The sequence below is a fragment of the Arthrobacter sp. 05L45_2 genome, assembly GCF_056397525.1.
Genome location: NZ_JBFTNO010000011.1, coordinates 21,571 through 27,934 on the forward strand (window position 1 = coordinate 21,571; position 6,364 = coordinate 27,934).

Below are 6,364 nucleotides of genomic sequence, written 5' to 3' on the forward strand. Positions count from 1 at the left end.
GAACATTGCCGCCATCTGTCATTTCAGCGTGCGGGCCGGAGGCCTTTGGCGCTAGATGCTGCGGATTGCAATAACGGCGTTGTGGCCGCCGAAACCGAACGAGTTGCTCAGCGCCACAATGCCGCCCTCGGGCAGCTTGCGCTCGGAGGTGACGACGTCGAGSGGGATCTCAGGATCCTGGTTCTCGAGGTTGATGGTCACCGGAGCCTTGCGCTCATGGACGGCCAGGACGGTCAGGACGGCCTCTACGGCGCCGGAGGCACCCAGCAGGTGGCCCATCTGCGACTTGGTGGCGGAAACCGCCACGTTCTCCACGTGGCTGCCCAGGGCGGCCTTCAGGGCGGCGTACTCGGGCTTGTCGCCCACCGGCGTGGAGGTGGCGTGCGCGTTGACGTGCACCACGTCCTCGGCCTGGATCCGGCCGTCGAACATGGCGGCTTTCAGGGCCCGGGTGGCGCCGAGGCCCTCGGGGTCCGGGGCCGTGATGTGGTACGCGTCGGCGGTTACGGACGTGCCGGCGAGCTCGGCGTAGATCCGGGCGCCGCGGGCCAGGGCGTGCTCCTCGGCCTCGAGGACCAGCGCGCCGGCCCCTTCACCCATGACGAAGCCGTCACGGTCGCGGTCGTAGGGGCGGGATGCGCGCTCGGGATCGTCGTTGCGGCGTGAGAGCGCCTGCATCGAGGCGAAGGCGGCGATCGGCATCGGGTGGATGGCGGCTTCGGCGCCGCCGCAGACGACGACGTCGGCCTTGCCGGATCGGATCAGGTCCAGGCCCACGTGTACGGCCTCGGTGCCGGAGGCGCAGGCGGAGACGGGGGTGTGGGCGCCGGCGCGGGCACCCAGGTCGAGGCTGACGGCCGCGGCAGGGCCGTTGGGCATCAGCATCGGCACGGTCATGGGCAGCACACGGCGGGGACCCTTTTCGCGCAGGGTGTCCCAGGCGTCCAGGAGGGTCCAGACACCGCCGATGCCGGTCGCGAAGGCGACGGCGAGGCGGTCGTGGTCGATCTCGGTGATGCCGGAGTCCGCCCAGGCCTCACGGGAGGCGACGACGGCGAACTGCGTCGACGGGTCCATGCGCTTGGCCTCGACACGGCTCAGGACCTCGGTTGCGGGGTTGGAGGCGCGTGCGGCGAAGTGCACCGGGAGCTCGTACTTGGCTACCCAGTCGTCCTCAAGCGTGTGCGCGCCGGAGACGCCCTTCAGCGCGTTCTTCCACATCGTGGGGACATCGCCGCCAATGGGTGTTGTGACACCCAGACCGGTAATGACTACTTTGCGTGCCATGGGATCACTCTCTGTCGGTGCGCCTGCCGGATCYGGAACCTGGGAAAGGCTGCCGCGGCGTGCGTAGGGAAAACTCGGTGGTCTTGCGGAAGGTCATGCAAAAACGGGATGCTGCGGTGGTGTTCCGGTCCGGGGCGCCGTTGGGCGTCCCGGACCGGCCACGGGCCGGCGTCTCGCCGGCCGAACCAAAGGTCAGGCGGAATTAGGCCTGGGCGTTGGCGATGAAGCTGACGGCGTCGCCGACGGTCTTGAGGTTCTTGACCTCTTCGTCGGGGATGCGGACGCCGAACTTTTCCTCAGCGTTGACCACGATGGTCATCATGGAGATGGAGTCGATGTCCAGGTCCTCGGTGAAGGACTTGTCCAGCTCGACAGCCTCGGGGGCCAGGCCGGTCTCTTCGTTGACGATTTCAGCCAGGCCGGCCAGGATTTCTTCGTTGCTAGCCATTGATGGCTCCTTTTCTTGTTGGTGCCGTCGGCTTCCGGTGGTTGTGCCGGGAGAGTCTGGCGAAATGATTCAAACCGAGGGTTCGGCTTGGTGTGGGAATCCGTGCTGTTGAGCAACGCTCCAGCCGGGGGAGTGCGGTGTCCGCCTACGGAAGCACAATCACCTGGGCGCCGAAGACCAGTCCTGCGCCGAACCCGATCTGCAGGGCCAGTCCGCCGCTTAGTTCAGGGTTTTCCTGCAGCAAACGGTGGGTGGCGAGGGGGATGGAGGCTGCCGAGGTGTTACCCGCCTCGGCGATATCCCGGGCGACCTTGACGGTCTCCGGAAGCTTGAGCTGCTTGGCCATTTCGTCGATGATGCGCATGTTGGCCTGGTGCGGGATAAAAGCGGCGAGGTCGTCGGCGCTGACGCCGGCGGCGTCGAGGGCCTGCTGCGCCACCTTGGCCATCTCCCAGACCGCCCACCGGAACACCGTCTGGCCGTCCTGCCGCAGCGTGGGCCACAGGGCAGCCTCGGTCACGGCGGCTTCACCTTCGCTGAGGGCCGGGTCTTTCTTGCCGGCGGCGGCGAAGTCCCGGATGTCTAGCATTGAGTGGGTCATGCCGATGGCGTCCCACTTGCTGCCGTCCGAGCCCCACACCGACGGCCCGATGCCGGGAGTGTCGGAGGGGCCGATGACGACGGCGCCCGCGCCGTCGCCCAGGAGGAAGGAGATGGTGCGTTCGGTGTTGTCGATGACGTCGGAGAGCTTCTCGGCGCCGACGACCAGGACGTACTTGGCCGCGCCGGAACGGACCAGCGCGTCMGCCTGGGCAATGCCGTAGCAGTACCCGGCGCAGGCGGCGGAGATGTCGAAGGCCGGTGCCGGGGTGGCGCCGAGACGGTCCGCCAGGCTCGCTGCGGCCGACGGTGTGGCGTACGGGTGGGTGACGGTGGAGACGATCACGGCGCCGAGTTCGGAGGCCTCAATGCCGGCCTTCTGCAGGGCTTCGCGGGATGCGCCTTCGGCCATGTCGATGACACTGACGTCGGCAGGAGCCCGGTGGCGGGTGATGATGCCGGTGCGCTGGCGGATCCACTCGTCCGAGGAATCGATCCACTGGCACACGTCCTCGTTCGTAACGATGACGTTCGGACGGTAGGCGCCGAGACCCAGGACGCGGGTGTTTTCCTGCAGTGCTGCCTGCTTCAGAGCGGGAGCGCTCATTTGCCTCCCTCCAGTTCTGCGAATAGGGCCAAGGCGGCGGAGAGGTCGTCCGGGGTCTTGACGGTGACTGTCTTCACGCCGGGCATTCCACGTTTGGCCAGCCCGGCCAGTGTACCGGCCGGGGCCAGTTCGATAACGCCGGTGACGCCGCGCTTGACCATGGTGTCCATGCAGAGGTCCCAGCGGACGGGGCGGGAGACCTGGGCGATGAGGCTGTCGACGGCGGCACCGCCGTCGGTCACCTCGGCGCCGTCGAAGTTGGACAGCAACGGCACCTGCGGGTTCCGCGGGTGCAGCGAGGGCCGGAGGGCCTCCAGTGCAGCGACGGCGGGCGACATGTGCGAGGTGTGGAACGCGCCGGCGACCTTCAGCGGGATCACGCGGGCCTTGGCCGGCGGGTTGTCGGCGAGGGCCTTCAGCTGCTCCATGGTGCCGGCGGCGACGGTCTGGCCGGCGCCATTGACGTTGGCCGGGGTCAGCCCGCAGGCTTCGATTGCGGCCAGTACCTCGGCGGGGTCGCCGCCGACGACGGCGCTCATGCCGGTGGGCGTGGCAGCTGCGGCAGCGGCCATGCCGTTGGCACGTTCGCGGACAAACGTCATGGCTTCGGTTTCGGTCAGCACACCGGCCAGGGCCGACGCGGTGATTTCGCCGACCGAGTGGCCGGCGAGGACCACGGGGAGCGCGCCGAGTTCGACGTCGAAGAGTGACTGGGCGGCAACGAGTCCGGCGGCGACGATCAGGGGCTGCGCGACGGCCGTGTCCTTGATGGTCTCCTCGTCGGAGGTGGTGCCGTGGGCGGTGAGGTCGATACCTGCTATTTCGCTAAGTGAGGCCAGGTGGCCTGCGACGGGAGGCAGTTCCAGCCAAGGGGCCAGAAAACCAGGGGTCTGGGAGCCCTGTCCAGGGCAGACGATTGCAAGCACGTATCCAGCTTTCCAAATTGCCGCGTGATTCATCGGTACTTTCATGCACCAAGCTCACTGGGTCAGTTTGTAGGAAGTCTACAACGGGTCAGGAGTTGTTACGGGACGGCTGGCGTTCGGTGGAGGGCCTCGGCGGTGCCGAGAGGCGGCCCACCACCAGCGCCGCCTGAAGCACAAATGCCTCGCGGGGGATCAGCGGATCCCAGCCGGTGACGTCGCAAACACGCTTGAGCCGGTACCGCACGGTGTTGGCGTGGACGAAGAGTTCGCGGGCCGTCGCTTCGAGGGAATGGCCCAGTTCCAGGTAGGTCCCCAGGGTCTCGACCAGACCGTTCGAGGCTGCGACCAGGGGCCGGTAGATGTTCTTCACCAGGGAACGGCGGGCGGCGTCATCGCCGGAAATCACCCGCTCCGGCAGGAGGTCATCCGCCGCCACCGGGCGCGGCGCGGAGGGCCATGCCCGGGCGGCGGTGAGGCCCGCGAAGGCGGACTGGGCGGAGCTGCTGGCCTCCAGCAAGGAGCCAGCCTCGGCCCCGTAGACCACCGGCCCCGGGGCGAAGAGCTCGCTGAGTTTCTGGCAGGCGGTCTCGCGGTCCTGCACGCCGCCCAGGATCAGGATGAGCCGGTCGCCCTGGATGCCCACCAGGGCATCCTCGGCAAATCGCCCGGCAGTGCGGCGGAGTTCGCTGACATAGCTGGCGCTGGGCTCSGACGGGGAATTTCCGACCATAACAGTGAAGCGTTCCTGCGCCTTCCAGCCCAGGGCCGCGATSCGGGAGCGCAGGGCGTCCGTGTTTTCGCCGCGCAGGATGGCGTCCACAATCAGGGCCTCAAGCCTGGTATCCCAGGAGCCCCGGGTCTCGGCGGCGCGGGCGTAAACGTCCGCGGCGGCAAAAGCCACTTCCCGGGAGTACCGCAGCACGGCCTCGCGGAGGTCCGCCTGGTCGGCCTCCGGGGCGATGATCGGCACCTGGTCCTCGACCACTTCCACCACAATCCGGATTAGCTGCAGGGCTTTCTGCAGGCTGATCGAGCGGGTCAGTTCGGTGGGTGCGGTCCCGAAGACATCGGAGAGGATCCACGACGGCGAGCTGGGCCGTTCGAACCAGGTGACGAAGGCGGCGATGCCGTTCTGCGCCACCATGCCGAGGGCGGAGCGCTCATCGGAGTTCAGCCGGCTGTACCAGGGCAGCGATTTCTCCAGCTGCCGCAGGGTGGTGGTGGACAACTGGCCCACGCTGGCCCGGAGCTTTTTGAGCGTCTCGGCCTTCTCCGGGGTGAGCGCCCGCACGGACGGTTTGCGTTTTGCGGGGGTGGTGGTGGGCTCTGCCATGCATCGAGCATACGGCGCCCGCCGTCCAAGCTCCATTTGTGCAAAGGCTACAAGACGCTTTGGGCTGCATCACAGCCTTCGCGGCGCAGGCCCGCGCGTGTCGGCGGGCCCCCTCCGGTCCGGACCCTACCGGTTAAACGCCCGACGGCGGCCCCCACCTGGGTGGGGACCGCCGTCGGGCGCTGGCTCTGTATCCTGCGCGGGACGCAGGTTACGAGTCGCCGCCGGCGTTGCCGGTGGTGCCGGCGTTGACGTTCAGGAGGCGGTACTTCTCGATCGCCTGGGCCGGGGCCTGGGCGTCGACCTCGCCGCGGCGGGCCAGCATCTGCAGGGAACGGACCACGATCGAGTGGATGTCGTTCTTGAAGAAGCGGCGGGCTGCGGCGCGGGTGTCCGAGAAACCGAAACCGTCGGCACCGAGCGAGGCGAACTCGTTCGGGATGAACTGGCGGATCTGGTCGGGGACGGCCTTCATGTAGTCCGAGACGGCCACGATGGGTCCGGTGGCCCCGGCGAGCTGTTCGGTGACGAACGGGACGCGTGCGGGCTGGCCGGGGTTGAGGAAGGCCTCTTCCTCGGCGGCCATGGCGTCGCGGCGCAGTTCGGTCCAGGAGGTGACGGACCAGACATCGGCGGAGACGCCCCAGTCCTCGGCCAGGAGTCGCTGGGCCTCAAGGGCCCACGGAACCGAAACGCCGGAGGCGAGGATCTGCGTGCGCGGGCCGTCGATCTTGGCCGGTGCCAGCAGGTAGATGCCCTTGACGATGCCCTCGACGTCGAGCTCCGCGGGTGCCGGCGGCTGGACGATCGGCTCGTTGTAAACCGTGATGTAGTACATCAGGTTCCGTGCCGGGTCGTTATCCGCAGGGCCGGGGCCGTACATCCGGTTCAGGCCATCACGCATGATGACGCCGATTTCGTAACCGTACGCCGGGTCGTAGGTGACCACGGCCGGGTTGGTCGAGGCGAGGATCGGGGAGTGGCCGTCAGCGTRCTGCAGGCCCTCACCGGTCAGCGTGGTGCGGCCGGCGGTGGCGCCGATGATGAACCCGCGGGTCATCTGGTCGGCGGCTGCCCAGAAGGAGTCGCCGGTGCGCTGGAAACCGAACATCGAGTAGAACACGTAGATCGGGATCAGCGGTTCGCCGTGCGTCGCGTAGGAC

Annotated in this window: 6 protein-coding genes; all 6 read right to left on the bottom strand. The window is 68.1% G+C overall.

What is annotated here, in order from left to right:
- Positions 1-51: 51 nt before the first annotated feature.
- Positions 52-1,287, bottom strand: a complete 1,236-nt coding sequence (fabF, locus tag AC1DHD_RS02025) for a beta-ketoacyl-ACP synthase II (protein WP_476878079.1) — start codon at positions 1,285-1,287, stop codon at positions 52-54.
- A gap of 202 nt (positions 1,288-1,489) precedes the next feature.
- Positions 1,490-1,735 carry an acyl carrier protein gene (locus tag AC1DHD_RS02030; RefSeq protein WP_175320862.1) on the bottom strand — a complete coding sequence of 82 codons (246 nt, stop codon included), beginning with the start codon at positions 1,733-1,735 and terminating at the stop codon, positions 1,490-1,492.
- Between the two features lie 145 nt (positions 1,736-1,880).
- A complete protein-coding gene (locus AC1DHD_RS02035) occupies positions 1,881-2,942 on the bottom strand; it encodes a beta-ketoacyl-ACP synthase III (protein WP_476878080.1) in 1,062 nt (353 codons plus the stop codon).
- Positions 2,939-3,868, bottom strand: a complete 930-nt coding sequence (locus AC1DHD_RS02040; RefSeq protein ID WP_476878081.1) for an ACP S-malonyltransferase — start codon at positions 3,866-3,868, stop codon at positions 2,939-2,941. Before AC1DHD_RS02040 ends, AC1DHD_RS02035 begins: the two co-directional genes overlap by 4 nt.
- Positions 3,869-3,956: 88 nt before the next feature.
- Positions 3,957-5,201, bottom strand: a complete 1,245-nt coding sequence (locus AC1DHD_RS02045; protein ID WP_476878082.1) for a PucR family transcriptional regulator — start codon at positions 5,199-5,201, stop codon at positions 3,957-3,959.
- 211 nt (positions 5,202-5,412) lie between these two features.
- A partial coding sequence (locus AC1DHD_RS02050) for a transketolase-like TK C-terminal-containing protein (RefSeq protein WP_476878083.1) occupies positions 5,413-6,364 on the bottom strand: 952 nt, incomplete at its 5' end.